The sequence below is a fragment of the Robertmurraya mangrovi genome, assembly GCF_034427655.1.
Lineage (GTDB): Bacteria > Bacillota > Bacilli > Bacillales > Cytobacillaceae > Robertmurraya_A > Robertmurraya_A mangrovi.
This window is the reverse complement of record NZ_JAXOFX010000002.1, coordinates 13,391-30,248: the sequence shown is the minus strand read 5'-3', so window position 1 is coordinate 30,248 and position 16,858 is coordinate 13,391. Positions and strand designations below refer to the sequence as shown.

Here is a 16,858-nt window from a genome sequence, read left to right as displayed (position 1 = left end):
ATAGTTTGAAAACAAAGAAACTTAAAATCGACAAATTATTTATAGAATTAGAAACCCCTAGATACTTATTTATAAAAATATTAAGAATATTTAGTTATTTTTATATAAATTATGTTATAAATTATATAAGGATCTTTTGTTAAAGCTACTGGTTTAATCAATAGGATTACTGTCCATTCTAGTGAAGAGATTTTATAGTAAGACATATTGCAGATTCTTGGATGGTTCCATTTATTGACTAAGTATCAAAGAACAAAATTGAGAAAGAAAACTTATTATAGTTAGAAGCATCTGGTTTGAAGGGAGATGGTTTCCTGAGACGTTTATTTCTTTTTGCTATTATTTTACTTATATCTTACTCTTCTTGGTCTGCCTACGGTAAACCATCCAGTTACTCTGAAATTAAAACAGCACTTATAACAATAAAAGATGATTTAGATTCACTAAAGAAAAACGAAAATATAACTGATTTCTTTCAATCATTGGATATGCGAATGATTAGTTTGGTACAACAGCTAGAAACGAAGACAGATAAATTAAGTAAAGATCAACCTGAAATCCTATTCAGTGTAGAAAAACCTAAATTAAAAGCACCTGATAAACAGGCTTTTTCGATTTATAATATTGAGCTTGGAGATTTAAGAAGGGATGTTGAAAAGCAAATAGGAAAACCGAAGCGAGAATCATTTAATGAATATGGTGTTAAGTGGTATGCTTACCATGAAAATTATCAAAACTTCATGATGGTCGCCTATAATAAAAAGGGGAAGGTTGCCGCACTATATACGAATAATGATTTGGTCACTTCTACAAAAGGAATTAGCCTTGGGACAGAGAAAGACAAGGTTTTAAACATTTTAGGTGAGCCGTTATCGAAGATCCAAAAGGGACTAATATATTATCAATTTCAACAAAACAGAGATTATGATATGTTCCGACTAGTAGGGAGCTATGTAACCGTATTTTATGATAAACACGAAGACAATACCGTTACGGCCATTCAAATTGTTGATGAACATTTAGAAGCTAATAAGAGGGAATTTTATACTAAAGCTAGTACGAAACTAAAAGAGGGTTTTGAATTTCAACTTTTTGACCTAACGAATGCAACTAGGGTTAAACACCAATTAGGTATATTAAATTGGGATGAGCATGTTAAAATGACTGCCAGAAGACATAGTAATGACATGGCAGAAAATAATTACTTTGACCATAAGAACCTAAAGGGGCAATCTCCTTTTGATCGCATGACTGAAGATAATATCATTTTTACACTAGCTGGAGAAAACCTAGCTACCGGTCAATTTAGCAGTATCTTTGCTCACGAAGGTTTAATGAATTCTCTTGGCCATCGAAAAAACATACTCAAGCCTGGCTTCGAAAACTTAGGTGTTGGTGTTGCCTTTAATTCTAAATCCCAGCCTTATTATACGCAAAAGTACTTTACGAAATAATTATTACCTACCTCCTAACTTTTTTCGGTCTGTATCTATCACTTTGAATTCACCTTGAATATTATCGTTACTCAGTAATAAAGTAAATAATTCCCGTTCTTCTGTATTAGTTAACACTTCAACCGATATTTCTATTTCGTACGTAGTTCCTGGTTTCATTTCTTCGGAAGGTTCAGGAACTACATTTTTCTTTATTGAAATAATATTTTCTTTTTCATATTGAGGAATTTGTACCTTATACGACGTCTTAATGGATTCAGAAATTTCATGATGAAATTGGGTCAATAATACTTCTTTGAGATCCTCAGAATTAACCTGTTTATTTGAAATAGCTTCAACTGTACATAGATTAAGAGAAAACAAAAGTAACATACCTATAGTGAAGGTTCTCATGTGTACTCCCTCCAAGTTAGACTAGTTATATTTTCTCTTAAAAACAAAAAATTATTAGACAAGCTTATAATCATATATATTTTTCTGAGAATTTGCTTTTTGAAAACAACAAAAGCCTCCATAAGTAGGAGGCTTTTGTTGTTTTATGCTTGGTCGCTTCCAAAGAAGTTTCTGAAAGCTTGGATTGTTGTATCTCTGTTAAGAGCAGCGATTGACGTTGTTAAAGGAATACCTTTTGGACAAGACTGAACACAGTTTTGAGAGTTACCGCAGTTCGCAAGTCCTCCATCTCCCATAATCTCTTGTAGACGTTCTGGCTTGTTCATTTCACCAGTTGGATGTGCGTTGAATAAGCGAACTTGAGATAATGGAGCAGGTCCAATAAAGTTAGATTTACTGTTAACGTTCGGACAAGCCTCTAAACATACTCCACAAGTCATACATTTAGATAACTCATATGCCCATTGACGTTTTCTCTCAGGCATACGTGGTCCAGGTCCTAAATCATAAGTTCCATCGATTGGAATCCATGCTTTAACCTTTTTAAGTGAATCAAACATACGACTACGATCTACTTGTAAGTCACGAACAACTGGGAATGTACGCATTGGCTCTAAGCGAATTGGTTGCTCTAACTGATCAACTAGCGCTGTACAAGATTGACGCGGCTTTCCGTTAATAACCATTGAACATGCACCACAAACTTCTTCTAAACAGTTCATGTCCCAGTTGATTGGAGTTGTTTTATTACCTGATTTATTTACCGGATTACGACGAATCTCCATTAAAGCAGAGATTACGTTCATATTCGGACGATAAGCTAATTCGAATTCTTCCTGATAAGGGGCAGCGTCAGGACTATCTTGACGTGTAATGATAAAACGTACTGTTTTGTTTTCAGACATTTTTAGTTATCCCCTTTCTTTTTAGAGTAATCACGTTTACGTGGTGCAATTAAACCAGTATCAACTTCCTCGTAGTGGAATGCTGGTGCTGATTTAGCATCTACGAATTTAGCCATTGTAGTTTTTAAGAATTCCTCGTCATTACGATCAGGGAATTCAGGCTTATAATGGGCTCCACGGCTTTCATTACGATTGTAAGCACCGATTGTAATTACACGAGCTAATTGAAGCATGTTTTGTAATTGGCGAGTGAAAATTGCACCTTGGTTACTCCATTTAGCTGTATCGTTAATGTTAATGTTTTCATAACGCTCTAAAAGCTCAACGATTTTCTCGTCTGTTTTTAATAGCTTGTCATTGTGGCGAACAACAGTAACGTTATCAGTCATCCACTCACCAAGCTCTTTATGAAGTACATATGCATTTTCATTTCCATCAAGCGACATAACCTTGTTCCATTTGTTTTCTTCTTCTTTAACAAAACGATCGAATAAAGAAGATGAAATAGAATCAACACTCTTCTTAAGTCCGCTAATATACTCAAGTGCTTTCGGTCCAGCAACCATACCACCATAGATAGCAGATAATAATGAGTTAGCGCCCAGTCGGTTTGCACCGTGTTGTGAATAATCACACTCACCAGCAGCAAATAAACCTGGAATGTTCGTCATTTGATCGTAATCTACCCATAATCCACCCATTGAGTAGTGAACAGCAGGGAAGATTTTCATTGGTAATTTACGTGGGTCATCACCCATGAACTTCTCATAAATTTCAATGATTCCACCAAGCTTAATATCAAGCTCTTTAGGATCTTTATGAGATAAATCAAGGTAAACCATGTTTTCGCCGTTAATACCTAATTTTTGATTAACACATACATCAAAGATTTCACGAGTTGCGATATCACGAGGTACTAGGTTTCCGTACGCAGGATATTTTTCCTCAAGGAAGTACCAAGGCTTACCGTCTTTATATGTCCATACACGTCCACCTTCACCACGAGCTGATTCACTCATTAGACGAAGCTTATCGTCACCAGGAATCGCTGTAGGGTGGATCTGAATGAACTCACCATTAGAATAATATGCACCTTGTTGGTACACAATGGATGCAGCAGAACCCGTATTGATAACTGAGTTTGTAGACTTACCAAAGATGATACCAGGACCACCAGTTGCAAGTATTACTGCATCAGCAGGGAATGATTTAATTTCCATTGAAGTTAAGTTTTGAGCAACGACACCACGGCAGACACCTTCATCGTCTACAACAGAACCTAAGAATTCCCAACCTTCATACTTCGTCACTAGACCAGCCACTTCATGACGACGAACTTGCTCATCTAATGCATAAAGAAGCTGTTGACCAGTTGTCGCACCAGCAAATGCTGTACGGTGATGCTGTGTTCCACCAAAGCGACGGAAGTCTAATAGTCCTTCTGGAGTACGGTTGAACATAACTCCCATACGGTCTAATAAGTGAATGATTCCAGGTGCTGCTTCAGTCATAGCCTTAACAGGTGGTTGGTTTGCTAAAAAATCTCCACCATAAACTGTATCGTCAAAGTGCTCCCATGGAGAGTCACCTTCACCTTTTGTATTTACCGCTCCATTAATACCACCTTGGGCACAAACAGAGTGAGAACGTTTTACCGGTACTAAAGAGAATAGCTCTACCGGATGTCCTGATTCTGCCACTTTAATCGTCGCCATTAAGCCGGCTAAACCGCCACCGACTACAATAACTTTTCCTTTACCCATCGTGACTCACTCCTTTAATCCTTAGTCCATCAAATTTTCCGATCATTTCTAGAAATATTTATCTATAAAACTTAATTTCTATCATTCTTATACGAACGCTAATAATGCACGAATACCAACAAATGAAAGTGCAATAAAGATACCGATTGTTACGTAAGTTGAAATCACTTGAGCTCTAGGTGATACTGTAATTCCCCAGCTAACCATGAATGACCATAGTCCGTTAGCAAAGTGAAAAATAGTAGAAACAACACCAAGCACATAGAACCAGAACATAATTGGATTAGCTAATATGTTCTCCATCATTTGATAGTTCACTTCAGCTCCAAATGCTGCAGCAATACGTGTTTCCCAAACGTGCCAAGTTACAAACACTAATGTAATAACACCTGATATACGTTGAAGTCTAAACATCCAGTTTCTAAAGAATCCAAATTTACTAGTGTTGTTTTTAGCAGTAAAAGCGATATAAAGCCCATAAATTGCGTGGAACAATAAAGGTAAGAAAATAATAAAAATTTCTAAAGCATAACGGAATGGTAGACTTTCCATAAAGTGTGCAGCTTTATTAAAAGACTCCTCTCCTCCTGTAGCAAAATGGTTGATTACAAGATGTTGTACTAGGAATAAACCTACTGGAATAACCCCTAGCAAAGAATGCAATCTGCGATAAAAAAACTCTCGATTACCTGCCATATATTTACCCCCCTCAAAAATTAAAACAGATGCGCTCGTTCTCCTCCCCATTACCCATTACAGAAGATACACTAACTCATCAGTTAAGAAAAACGTTCAACATTTTCTTACAATTATGTGACATGTTCATTTTACTCCCAACATTACTTACCGTCAAGAAAACGGATACATAAAATGTTATATAAAATTTAAATTTTTTTGATATATTGATATTACAAAAAAAGTAAACAACATGGTGCTCTACTTAATGAAACCACAAATTGAAGTATATTGAAATAACAATTTTTACTATCGTTTGTCCGCCTCTTTTTTTCTCATTACTATGCGTAAAAATTTATTAATTGTATATAATAGAATAGTAGAAAGAGGGGAGATTATTTTACATATGAACTCTAATGAAATAAAAGAACCAACTGCTACTGTTTCGGCATTTGGATATGAGCTGATAAGAGATGTACTCATTCCTGATATACTTGGAAAAGATACTTCATCTATTTTATATTGGGCTGGTAAAAGCCTTGCGCGAAAATACCCTTTAGAATCCCATGATCAAATTATTGATTTTTTCCAAAAAGCAGGCTGGGGAACTCTTATATTCGAAAATGAATTAAAGAATGAATTAGAATGTGAATTAACTGGTGAATACATTACGCGTAGACTTAAGGAAAACCAAGAAGCTCATTTCCAATTGGAGGCTGGATTTTTGGCTCAGCAAATTGAAATGCAGCGCAATGTTATTTCAGAAGCTTATGAGCATCCAAAAAAGCGTTCTAAAAAAGTCACTTTTACAGTTAAATGGGATAATAAGGATCACTTAGGTTAATTTGATTAAGAACAAAAAGCTTTCAACTTATAACTGAAAGCTTTTTGTTTTGGTTAAAAGTAAAATTGATTATTTATAATAAAGCAAACTTATTATAATTTCCCCCTGAATGTTGTCCGTTCCTTTCCGCTCCGGGCACTTGCTTTCCGCAGGGAGGAAGTCGAGCCTCCTCGACGTTCCGTCTGTGGGGTCTCGACCTTTCCTCTATTTCCTGCTGGAGTCAAGTGCCCTCCGCTACAATCCACTCAGTGTTTCAAAATTTTTTACAAACAACAATTTTCATCAAAAAAGTACCTTGTAGAATAATTACTTTTTAAGAATGAACCGCTTTTCCAGATAATTCGAATGCTTCATGAAGAGCTTCTACTGCTTGAAGCATTTTGCTTTCTTCAACAACGGTTGAGACCTTAATTTCTGAAGTACTTACCATTTTTACTTGGATGTCATTGTTCGCTAAAACTTCAAACATTTCAGCTGCTACTCCTGGATTGGATATCATTCCAGATCCGACAATTGATACTTTTGCTAAGTTAGATTCAGATTCAATGCCTTCGTATTGTAGACTCTCTTTATTGTTCTCTAGAACAGCTAAAGTTTCTTCTAAATCTTCACTTTTGATAGAGAATGATAAATTTGTTTTTTCATTCGTCGTGCTTTGAATAATAATATCTACGTTTAAATGGCTTTTAGCCAAAGTGGTAAAGATGGTTGAAAGACTTGTTAATGAATGAGGCAATCCAAGTACCGTTACTCTTGTAATTTCATCCTCAAATGCCACTCCACGGACAACTAAATTTTGTTCCATTTTAACTTCCTCCTCGATGATTGTACCCGTTTCTCTCTCCATACTTGAGCGAACCTCAAGCGGTAATGAATAGTTCTTTGCAAATTCTACGGCTCTTGGATGTAGGACACCTGCACCTAGATTCGCTAGTTCTAGCATTTCATCATATGAAACGGATAGTAGCTTTCTTGCCGTTTTCACATATCTAGGATCAGTCGTGTAAACCCCTGTTACATCGGTGTAAATATCACATTTATCCGCTTTTAAAGCAGCTGCTAATGCGACAGCGGTAGTATCAGAACCTCCGCGCCCTAAAGTGGAAATGTTCGCGCTCTCTGTAAGTCCTTGGAATCCTGCAACAATGACAATTCTTCCTTGATTTAATTCGCTTTGAACACGAGTAGGATCTATATCTAAAATTCGAGCATTTCCATGCACCGATTCTGTTTTAATCCCTGCTTGCCAGCCAGTATAGGAAACAGCATCATGGCCTTTTTCTAGTAATGCCATTGCTAATAAAGAAATAGTCACTTGCTCCCCTGTTGTAAGAAGCATATCCATTTCACGCTTGTTTGGACTAGAAGAAATTTCTTTTGCTAAGCTTACTAGCTGATCCGTTGTTTTCCCCATAGCTGATACAACGACAACAACATTGTTGCCTCTATTCTTTTCTTCGATTACTCTTTCTGCTACATTTAAAATTCTCTCTACACTTCCAACTGATGTTCCACCAAATTTTTGGACGATTATTCCCACAGTTTCCCCTTCTTTCTGTAATCTCATGATTGGCCGTCTTTTATGTAGCGTTCGTTGTACCCTGATAAACAACTTGTTGCTATATATTTATAGTGTCCTTAGAAGACCTACAAAATGAACAAGCAAATTAAATCTAATAAGCACTAATATCAAACGTGAACAAAAAATTTAAATGAACACAAAAAAAGCAATGAGAATTATCTCATTGCTGTGCTTAAAAACGTAAAAAAATACAATAGTACGTTCACACAGTGAGATAGCTCTCCAAGACGGCCTTGTCTTGACAATCCTACATTTATTCAATGCAGAACCAGCAGAGTTAGATATGAGTTCTATCTCCACTTCGGCAAACATCCCCTTTGACAGCTCTTCGCAGAATCTCATCATTCTCCAAGCTATTACTATTGGTGTTCGCACCTCTACCTTCACTTTAACTTAAAAGTGAATATGAAATTTTCATTCATTATAGCATAGCCTATTTCGAGTGACAATGCTATTCTTGTAATTTTCTTAATAGTTCTTCAGCTACATTTTTTGGTAAACCTAAGTCAGTTAAGGCTTCTAAACTGGCTTCCTTCATTTTCTTAATTGAACCAAAGTGTTTTAATAGAAGTTTCTTACGCTTTTCTCCGATTCCATCCACGTCATCCAATATGGACTGAAAGGCATTTTTTCCTCTTAACTGTCGATGGAACGTAATCGCAAAGCGGTGAACTTCATCTTGAATTCTTTGTAATAAATAAAATTCCTGACTATTTCTCTCAAGAGGAATAATCTCAAGTGGATTTCCATATAACAACTGAGATGTACGGTGCTTGTCATCTTTTACTAATCCTGATAATGGAATATCTAAACCTAGCTCATTCTCAAGAACATCTCTCACTGCTTCTACATGTCCTTTTCCCCCATCAATCATGATTAAATCGGGAATGGGTAACTCTTCCTTTAAAACACGAGAATAACGTCTTCTGACAACCTCGCGCATTGATTCATAATCATCAGGACCTTTAACTGATTTAATTTTATATTTTCGATATTCTCTTTTTGCGGGCTTCCCATCAATGAATACAACCATTGCCGATACAGGGTCTGTCCCTTGAATATTTGAGTTATCGAAAGCTTCAATACGATGGGGTGTATAGATTCCTAGCTGTGTCCCTAGTTGCTCGACAGCTTTAATCGTACGTTCTTCGTCTCTTTCAACTAGTGAGAATTTCTCTTTAAGGGCGATTGAAGCATTTTTTTCAGCTAAGCTTACTAAATCTTTCTTTTTCCCCTTTTGAGGCTTTATCACTTTTACTTGTAAAAATTCCTCTGCTACAGATTCATCTACATTTGCTGGAAGTAGAATTTCCTTCGGTTTAAAGTGATTCGTTTTTTCATAAAATTGCCCGAGAAATGTTAAAAACTCTTCATCTGGCTCATCGTATATAGGAAACATGGAGACATCGCGTTCAATTAGTTTACCTTGCCTTACGAAAAAGACTTGGACACACATCCAGCCTTTATCGACCGCATAGCCGAATACATCACGGTCAGTAAAGTCAGTTGTAGCCATTTTTTGCTTCTCCATCGTTGCTTCAATGTGAGCAATTTTATCACGATATTCTTTCGCGCGTTCAAAATCTAATTCTTCTGCTGCTTTTCCCATTTTTTCCGTAAGCTCTTTTTTTATCTCTTTATAGCCGCCATTTAAAAATTTAGTTATTTCTTCGACCATTTCTTTATATGTGGCTTCTTCCACCTCTTTCACACAAGGAGCGAGACACTGACCAAGATGATAATAAAGACAAACACGGTCTGGAAGAGTAGAGCATTTTCTTAACGGATAAATACGGTCTAGTAACTTTTTCGTTTCATTTGCTGCGGTAACATTTGGATACGGACCAAAATATTTCGCTTTATCTTTTTTTACTTTACGAGTTGTGATTAATCTAGGATGACGTTCTGCCGTTAACTTAATAAACGGATAAGTCTTATCATCCTTCAACATGACATTATATTTCGGGTCATGTTTTTTAATAAGATTAAGTTCAAGAATAAGTGCTTCTATATTGGAAGAGGTGACAATATACTCGAAATCCTCAATTTCACTTACTAATCTTTGCGTTTTTCCATCATGTGAGCCAGTAAAATAGGAACGCACACGATTCTTTAACACTTTTGCTTTCCCTACATATATAATCGTTCCTTGTCTATCCTTCATTAAATAGCACCCTGGTTGATCAGGGAGAAAAGCTAACTTATTTTTAATCGTATCATTCATGTGTATTTTACACCCCCTGTTACCCTTTGCTATATTGATCTTCAGGCTAAAAACTTTTTAAATCATTTTATTATATAAAAATGGTATCAATCCATCTGAAATCTACCATCAAGAGTCTAGTGTTTATTTTAATCTAAACATCCTACTTTTGAAAACAAGAATCATCTAACAATTTAGGGAGCTTATTTGAGAGGGAAGAACTCTTAAAATAAAAAAACCTCTCAACCAAATGTTGGGAGGTTTTCTCAGATCATAGAGTGATTTATTATAGGTGAGAATTTAAACGGTCAGCTAAAGCTTCTTTAGGTTGGAAACCTACCACTTTATCAACCACTTCTCCATCTTTCATTACAAGTAGAGTTGGGATGCTCATAACTCCAAATTTTGCAGCAGTTTCTTGGTTTTCGTCAACATCGATTTTTACGATTTTAACTTTATCTCCCATTTCTCCATCTAACTCTTCAAGAACTGGAGCGATCATTTTACAAGGACCACACCATGGAGCCCAGAAGTCTGCAAGAACTAAACCTGAACCAGTTTCAGTTGAGAATGTTTGATCAGTAGCGTTTGTAATAGCCATAATACACATGCCTCCTAAATAATTACTAAAAATCTAACGTCAGTATATCATCGATTGTTAAATCATGCTAATAATATGTTTCGAACGTATTTTTACCTTTTATAAGATATCTATACGTTTAAAAATTAGCATAGGACTGATTTTTTTACAAAAATATTGCTCTTTACTTATAATTTACTCTGAAATCTAGAGTTATGACCTTTTCTCATTACAATAGATACATTCACTTTTGCATATATCATCGGATTTGGTTTATATATCATCTTTTTTTAAAATATATCATCGAATTTGAGTAATATATCATCGAATTTCTCAATATATCGTTTATTCGACACAAATAAACATTATTCGACATACATAACAAAAAGATAACGAGCGGTAGCAAAACCGCTCGTTATTATCAATTAAGCATTAACTTTTAATTTTTTAAATTCTTCCGTTAACATTGGAACTACTTCGAATAAGTCACCAACGATACCGTAGTCAGCTACTTTAAAGATGTTCGCTTCAGGGTCTTTGTTGATTGCTACGATTACTTTTGAGTTTGACATACCAGCTAAATGCTGAATCGCTCCTGAAATACCGCAAGCAATGTAAAGGTCTGGAGTAACAACTTTACCTGTTTGACCGATTTGTAGTGAGTAGTCACAGTATTCTGCGTCACATGCACCACGAGAAGCTCCAACTGCACCACCAAGTACTTGAGCAAGCTCTTTTAATGGTTCAAAGCCCTCTTCACTCTTCACACCACGGCCACCAGCAATAACAACTTTCGCTTCAGAAAGGTCTACACCTTCACTAGCTTTACGAACTACTTCTTTAATGATGGCACGAAGATCTTTAATGTCTACTGATAATGAAGATACATCGCCTGTTCTTGACTCATCTTTTGCTAAAGGAGCAATATTATTTGGACGTACAGTAGCAAAGATTAATCCTTCAGTAACAATTTTCTTTTCGAAAGCTTTACCAGAGTAGATTGGTCTAGTGAACACAACGTTTCCACCAGCTTCTTCTACAGCTGTAGCATCTGAAATTAAACCAGAATTTAATTTAGCTGCAATTTTTGGAGATAGATCTTTACCAAGTGCAGTGTGACCAAATACTAATCCTTCTGGGCTCTCACTATCAATGACAGCTACTAATGCTTGAGCATAACCATCAGAAGTATATTGATTTAATTTTGCATCTTCAACAACAACCACACGGTCCGCACCAAATTGAATTAGCTCAGTTCCTAAAGCGCTTACACTTTCTCCAAGTAAAACACCTACAACTTCGCCGCCTTCAGCAACTGTTTTTGCAGCAGCAATTGCTTCAAAAGACACATTACGTAATGAACCGTCACGTACTTCGCCTAACACTAATACTTTTCTAGCCATTTTGTTTTACCCCCTGCGTAATTATTCACGACTCTATTCGCATAAGATATTGCCCCGAGTGCAATTAATTTTTGATAATAGGTCTTTATTAAAATCCTAAACTCTTAAATTAAACAACTTTAGCTTCAGTATAAAGTAGATTTACTAGTTCCTTCACTTGATCTGCTAATTCACCTTCAAGTACTCTTCCAGCTTCTTTTTTAGGTGGTAAGTAGATTTCGATTGTTTTCGTTTTTGCTTCAACATCATCTTCTTCAAGATCAAGATCATCTAGCTCTAACTCATCAAGAGGTTTTTTCTTCGCTTTCATGATCCCTGGTAAAGAAGGATAGCGAGGCTCGTTTAAACCTTGTTGAGCTGTTACTAAAAGAGGTAGACTAGTTTCGATAACTTCAGAATCGCCTTCTACGTCTCTAACAACTGTTGCTGTGCTTCCGTTGATTTCAAGCTTTGTAATAGTAGTCACATAAGGGATATCTAATAGCTCAGCTACGCGAGGTCCAACTTGACCAGAACCGCCGTCGATTGCTACGTTACCGCCAATAATTAAATCAGCATCTTTATCTTTTAAGTATTCAGCTAAAATTTTCGCTGTAGTGAATTGATCTGCATAATCAAGATCATCTTCTGTGTTAATTAATACTGCTTTATCTGCACCCATTGCTAATGCTGTACGAAGTTGTTTTTCTGTTTCTTCGTTACCTACAGAAATAACAGTTACTTCTCCGCCTTGTGCATCACGAACTTGGATTGCTTCTTCGATTGCATATTCGTCGTAAGGGTTGATGATGAATTCTGCACCGTCTTCATTAACTTTCCCGCCAGAAATAGTGATTTTTTCTTCAGTATCGAAAGTTCTTTTCATTAAAACATAGATGTTCATGTATTTCCCCTCCTAAATAATCAAACATTTCTTCAGTTCGAAAGATTAAAAAAATTTATTTTAAAGAAAGCCCACATAGAACTTTTTGTAAGCTCTCTTTAAATTCAGGTAGATTAATCATTTACTTGCCAGTAAAGTTAGGCTCTCTTTTTTCGATAAAAGCAGAGATTCCTTCTTGGCCGTCATTTGATCCAAATACTTCTCCAAAAAGTTGAGCTTCTCTTTTTACACCTTGATAGAACTCTTCGTTTTTAGAGTAGTTTAATAGCTCAATAGTTGCCTTAATGGAAATAGGACTCTTTTTCGCTATTTTTGCCGCCATTGTATATGCTCTGTCTAGAAGTTCTTCTTCAGGGAAAGCGTGGTTTGCTAACCCGTATTGAACAGCTTCTAGTCCTGAAATTGGGTCGCTCGTAAATAGCATTTCTGCTGCTCTAGCCACACCAACATATTTAGGCAGGCGTTGTGTACCAGCAAAGCCTGGAATTAATCCAAGTTGAAGCTCTGGTAATCCAAGTTTAGCACTTTCTGTGACTAAGCGGAAGTGGCAAGCCATTGCTAATTCTAAACCGCCTCCAAGTGCTGCACCATGAATCGCTGCTATAATAGGTTTTGGGAATTTTTCCATTCTTTCGAAAAGATTTTGACCATATTCACCAAGTTTAGAGAATTCCTCATCCGATTGTACTGTAGTGAATTCCTTAATATCCGCTCCAGCAGAGAAGAATCGGCCTTCCCCATGAATTAATATAACACGAATTTCGTCGTTATTCTCTACCTCATCCAGTACAGCTGAAATTTCTCTCAGTAAACCATTTGATAAAGCATTCGCTGGTGGACGTTCAATTGTGATTGTAGCTATCAAATCCTTATAGGACCATTTCAAATATTCCACTTTTATCCCTCCTATTAGATAAAGGCTTTGTCTAAAAAATCCCCCTGAGATAGAAACACTGCTGCTATCCTTTTCCACACCCGTTTAATAACAAACGGTGAACAGAGCCTGCTAAAGCAGTTAAATTATACTTTTGTTCGTTCATAACCCATGATGTTACGGTTTCATCCATTGTTCCAAATATCATTTGTCTAGCTAAGCGAACATCTAGATTTTCAGAGAATTCTCCACTTTCTTTTCCTTCAATTAAGATGCTATCTACTAGTTTTAGATATCCTTTTAAAACATCATTGATTTTTAAACGTAAATCCTTATTGGACTGTCTTAATTCAAGCTGGGTTACGATTGCCAGGTGCTTATCTTCTGACAGCATGTGAAAGTGCGTTTCAACCATCATTAATAATTTCTCTGCCGCTGTATCTTTTCCTGCAATCTTTTCTTCTATTTTTTCAACAAAGTTTCCCATTTTTTCTTGAAAGAGAGATATAAGTATGTCTTCCTTATTCTTAAAGTAGAGATAGATGGTACCATCAGCAACTCCAGCTTGTCTTGCAATCTTGGAAACTTGTGCTTGGTGGTAGCCATTTTCCGCGATAACGATAACCGCTGCATCTATAATTTGCTTATACTTAGGTTTATTTTTCTTCAAGTTCTGTCCCTCCTTTCAAGAACTTTGGGAGCTTTATGATATTTTGAGTTGAAATGAATGAATCGTCATTCATATTTTTATAATAGTATTACAACCCCTATCTGTCAAGGAGAGATTCATATAAAAACTATACTCATTATGTCATTACCGGCCATCTAGGACAAGTTTATTTTGCACAAAAAATTAGAGCCGATTGAATCGGTCTCTACCATAAAGTTTAAGCCCGTTTCTCTTCATCATTTTGCAACTTTTTCTTTTCTTCATCTACTAATGCTCTTCTTAAAATTTTCCCTACAGCGGTTTTCGGCAGCTCTTCTCTAAATTCATAAGATCTTGGTACTTTATACGCTGCTAAATACTTTCGTGCGTACTTATTCAATTCATCTTCTGTTAATTTTGCCCCTTCTTTTAGAACAACATACGCTTTAACCGTTTCACCTCTGTACGGATCAGGAATACCCGCTACCACTACCTCTTGTACATCAGGATGTTCGTATAAGACTTCCTCAATTTCACGCGGATAGATATTATAGCCACCAGCGATAATCATGTCTTTCTTTCTGTCTACTACGAAAAAATAACCTTCTTCATCCATATAACCGAGATCACCCGTTAACAACCATCCATCTCTTAGTGTTTGCTCTGTATCCTCAGGTCTATTCCAATAACCTTTCATGATTTGCGGACCATTTATAGCAATTTCACCAATTTCACCAACAGGCAGTCGTTCGCCATTTTCTAATGAAAATATGGCTGCCTCCGTATCTGGCCAAGGTACTCCAATACTACCTTTTATTCTTGGACGGTCCCATAGGAAGTTCGAATGAGTAACTGGGGATGATTCTGTCAAACCATATCCTTCAACAAGCTTACCACCTGTCACTTCTTCAAACTTTTGTTGAACTTCTACTGGGAGTGCAGCTGAACCTGAGATACATGAATCTATAGAAGATAGATCGTATTTTTGTAAATCTGGATGATTAAGTAGACCGATATAAATAGTAGGTGCCCCTGGAAATAAAGTTGGACGCTGTTTTTGAATGGTTTTTAGTGTTGTCGTTGGATCAAACTTTGGAAGAAGGACCATTTTTTGTGCTTGCATAACGGATAAGATTAACACCGTTGTCATTCCATATACATGGAAAAATGGAAGAATTCCTAAGACCACTTCTTCACCTTTTTTACACTTATAAAGCCAAGCATTACACATCGTAGCATTCGCTACTAAGTTTTTATGTGTAAGCATTACTCCTTTAGGAAAACCAGTTGTTCCTCCTGTATATTGTAAAAGAGCTAAATCTTCTTCAAAATCAAACTCTAATTCTTTTAATTTTCGATTAGGTTGTTTTAAGATTTCCGTTAGTAGATGATGATTTCCTTCATGTTTGACCGTAACAGATATGCCGTACTGCTTTTTCTGTATAAAAGGGTAAATTAAATTTTTTGGGAATGGAAGGGCATCCTTGATAGCGGTTACAATTACGTGTTTAAGTTCGGTGTTAGCCATCACCTTTGTAACCCTAGGGAATAAGATATCCATCGTTACAATGGCTTTCGCTCCAGAGTCTTTCATTTGATACTCAAGCTCTCGTTCCATATATAAAGGATTGGTTTGAACAACGATTCCACCAGCCATCAGTATTCCATAATAGCTTACAACAGCTTGAGGGCAGTTCGGTAACATGATAGCTACTCGGTCTCCTTTTTCAATTCCAAGATCTTGAAGATACCCAGCAAGCTTATATGACTGCTCATATACCTCTTGATACGTGTATTCCTTCCCCATAAAGTGAATAGCGACTTTATTTGGAAACTCTTCGGCTGTGTTTTTTAAATACTTTTGCACCGGCTCATTTGTGTAGGATAACGTAGCAGGGATTTCATCCGGATAATTTTTCAGCCATGGTTTTAAATCTGACATTGATTAACCCCCTTTTTAGATAATTTTTAGAACATTCAAACTGTTCTCTTTTTATTATAATATAGTGAACAATTTGTTACAATCACAACCTGATACGATTTATCTATTCGGTTTAGGACTAACTAATTAGAAAAAAGTCGCCAATTGAATACTAGCGACTTTTTGTAATATGTTTTTTTGCCGAGACTCCTTCTCTTATGCAAAAAAGAGCAAATATATTAAACCAAGGGCAAAAAATCCCCCACATAGGATGAGCAAAATTTTAGCTAACTTTTCCAATCGAGTTCTCTCCTTAAGAAATTCCCGCTCCGATTACAAACGATAGTCCGATCGAGATGATTAGGGATATTAAACCAACCGCTCTGTTGTCATTTTCTATTTCTACATCAATATTGAATTTTGGTGTTAAAAATTCAAATATGAAATAGGCAATTAACAATAAAAAGAATCCAAATACTCCCCAACTAATCATGTTTAATAACGTGTCGTGCTGCAAAATAGAATGTCTAAAGATATTGGCAATCCCAAAGATTTTTCCGCCGGTCGCCATAGCAACAGCAACATTTCCATTCTTTATTTCATCCCAATTTTTATACTTTGTAACAAGTTCAAAAATGGCTAAGAAAACTATCATACAAAGAATCACGACGCTACAGTAAGCGGCTGTTTGAATGAACTCATTCTCCCAAAAATTCATCATCGTTTTCT

Annotated in this window: 15 protein-coding genes and 1 riboswitch; of the genes, 2 read left to right on the top strand and 13 right to left on the bottom strand. The window is 36.2% G+C overall.

The features are described from left to right. The first annotated feature begins 296 nt into the window (after positions 1 to 296). Positions 297 to 1,454 carry a CAP domain-containing protein gene (locus tag SM124_RS03235; RefSeq protein ID WP_322445303.1) on the top strand — a complete coding sequence of 386 codons (1,158 nt, stop codon included), beginning with the start codon at positions 297 to 299 and terminating at the stop codon, positions 1,452 to 1,454. 3 nt (positions 1,455 to 1,457) lie between these two features. Here SM124_RS03235 and SM124_RS03230 read toward each other — a convergent pair whose 3' ends face one another. The 4 genes from SM124_RS03230 to SM124_RS03215 form a co-directional block, all read right to left on the bottom strand. Further along, the gene (locus SM124_RS03230) at positions 1,458 to 1,847 is read right to left on the bottom strand and encodes a hypothetical protein (protein ID WP_322445302.1); all 390 of its coding nucleotides are present in this window, start codon (positions 1,845 to 1,847) and stop codon (positions 1,458 to 1,460) included. 143 nt (positions 1,848 to 1,990) lie between these two features. Next, a complete protein-coding gene (gene sdhB, locus SM124_RS03225) occupies positions 1,991 to 2,752 on the bottom strand; it encodes a succinate dehydrogenase iron-sulfur subunit (protein ID WP_322445301.1) in 762 nt (253 codons plus the stop codon). A gap of 2 nt (positions 2,753 to 2,754) precedes the next feature. Continuing rightward, positions 2,755 to 4,515: a succinate dehydrogenase flavoprotein subunit gene (sdhA, locus tag SM124_RS03220; RefSeq protein WP_322445300.1), complete on the bottom strand. Its 1,761-nt coding sequence runs from the start codon at positions 4,513 to 4,515 to the stop codon at positions 2,755 to 2,757. An 87-nt stretch (positions 4,516 to 4,602) separates the two neighbouring features. Beyond that, a complete protein-coding gene (locus SM124_RS03215; RefSeq protein WP_322445299.1) occupies positions 4,603 to 5,211 on the bottom strand; it encodes a succinate dehydrogenase cytochrome b558 subunit in 609 nt (202 codons plus the stop codon). A gap of 385 nt (positions 5,212 to 5,596) precedes the next feature. On the opposite strand from SM124_RS03215, the gene SM124_RS03210 reads away from it, so the two are divergent. Continuing rightward, on the top strand, positions 5,597 to 6,034 hold the full coding sequence (locus tag SM124_RS03210; RefSeq protein WP_322445298.1) for a YslB family protein: 438 nt from the start codon (positions 5,597 to 5,599) through the stop codon (positions 6,032 to 6,034). Between the two features lie 313 nt (positions 6,035 to 6,347). Here the strand turns inward: SM124_RS03210 and SM124_RS03205 are convergent, their stop codons facing one another. The 9 genes from SM124_RS03205 to SM124_RS03165 all read right to left on the bottom strand — a co-directional run bounded on the left by SM124_RS03205 (position 6,348) and on the right by SM124_RS03165 (position 16,850). Beyond that, on the bottom strand, positions 6,348 to 7,574 hold the full coding sequence (locus SM124_RS03205) for an aspartate kinase (RefSeq protein WP_322445500.1): 1,227 nt from the start codon (positions 7,572 to 7,574) through the stop codon (positions 6,348 to 6,350). 249 nt (positions 7,575 to 7,823) lie between these two features. Further along, positions 7,824 to 8,004, bottom strand: a riboswitch (Lysine riboswitch). 63 nt (positions 8,005 to 8,067) lie between these two features. Beyond that, positions 8,068 to 9,840, bottom strand: a complete 1,773-nt coding sequence (uvrC, locus tag SM124_RS03200) for an excinuclease ABC subunit UvrC (protein WP_322445297.1) — start codon at positions 9,838 to 9,840, stop codon at positions 8,068 to 8,070. 265 nt (positions 9,841 to 10,105) lie between these two features. Further along, positions 10,106 to 10,420 (bottom strand): thioredoxin, encoded by a 315-nt coding sequence (trxA, locus tag SM124_RS03195; protein WP_322445296.1) that lies wholly within the window; start codon positions 10,418 to 10,420, stop codon positions 10,106 to 10,108. 404 nt (positions 10,421 to 10,824) lie between these two features. Then, the gene (locus SM124_RS03190; RefSeq protein ID WP_322445295.1) at positions 10,825 to 11,802 is read right to left on the bottom strand and encodes an electron transfer flavoprotein subunit alpha/FixB family protein; all 978 of its coding nucleotides are present in this window, start codon (positions 11,800 to 11,802) and stop codon (positions 10,825 to 10,827) included. A 109-nt stretch (positions 11,803 to 11,911) separates the two neighbouring features. Continuing rightward, complete coding sequence (locus SM124_RS03185) at positions 11,912 to 12,685, bottom strand: electron transfer flavoprotein subunit beta/FixA family protein (RefSeq protein ID WP_322445294.1); 774 nt, start codon at positions 12,683 to 12,685, stop codon at positions 11,912 to 11,914. 121 nt (positions 12,686 to 12,806) lie between these two features. After that, on the bottom strand, positions 12,807 to 13,580 hold the full coding sequence (locus tag SM124_RS03180; RefSeq protein ID WP_322445293.1) for an enoyl-CoA hydratase: 774 nt from the start codon (positions 13,578 to 13,580) through the stop codon (positions 12,807 to 12,809). Positions 13,581 to 13,644: 64 nt separating this feature from the next. Beyond that, positions 13,645 to 14,229, bottom strand: a complete 585-nt coding sequence (fadR, locus tag SM124_RS03175; protein ID WP_322445292.1) for a fatty acid metabolism transcriptional regulator FadR — start codon at positions 14,227 to 14,229, stop codon at positions 13,645 to 13,647. Positions 14,230 to 14,446: 217 nt separating this feature from the next. Further along, positions 14,447 to 16,150 (bottom strand): long-chain-fatty-acid--CoA ligase, encoded by a 1,704-nt coding sequence (locus SM124_RS03170; protein ID WP_322445291.1) that lies wholly within the window; start codon positions 16,148 to 16,150, stop codon positions 14,447 to 14,449. Positions 16,151 to 16,442: 292 nt separating this feature from the next. Then, positions 16,443 to 16,850 (bottom strand): DUF350 domain-containing protein, encoded by a 408-nt coding sequence (locus SM124_RS03165; RefSeq protein WP_322445290.1) that lies wholly within the window; start codon positions 16,848 to 16,850, stop codon positions 16,443 to 16,445. Positions 16,851 to 16,858 lie beyond the last annotated feature (8 nt).